The sequence below is a fragment of the Mycobacterium helveticum genome, assembly GCF_007714205.1.
In the GTDB taxonomy this organism is placed as follows: Bacteria; Actinomycetota; Actinomycetes; order Mycobacteriales; family Mycobacteriaceae; genus Mycobacterium; species Mycobacterium helveticum.
Window position 1 is genome coordinate 1 of record NZ_VMQU01000404.1, and the last position, 263, is coordinate 263.

Here is a 263-nt window from a genome sequence, read left to right on the forward strand (position 1 = left end):
CCGAAGCCGAGGCCACCAGGCAGACCGGCGACAACGATGTGGGGGCGATCTTCCAGGCGAAGCCCGACCACCCCGAGGGCGCCGACGACTGAGCGCCTGGGTTACAAGCGGCCCTCGCGCCGCAGCAGGTCCTGGGCGCTGAGCGCGCCGCCGATGCGACGGCGCTGGCGCGCGTTGTCGCTCCCGTCCGGGTGTCCGAGGCCCTGCCCGCGGGCGTTGAGCTTCTCCGTGGCCGTCTCGGAGTCCTTGGCCTCCGGCTGCGT

The 263-nt window shown here is 73.8% G+C and carries 1 protein-coding gene; it reads right to left on the minus strand.

Annotation, left to right across the window (positions count from 1 at the left end; genetic code table 11):
- Nucleotides 1-101: 101 nt before the first annotated feature.
- Nucleotides 102-263, minus strand: a 162-nt coding sequence (locus FPZ47_RS30860) for a hypothetical protein (protein WP_168209602.1), incomplete at its 5' end; no start/stop codon positions are given.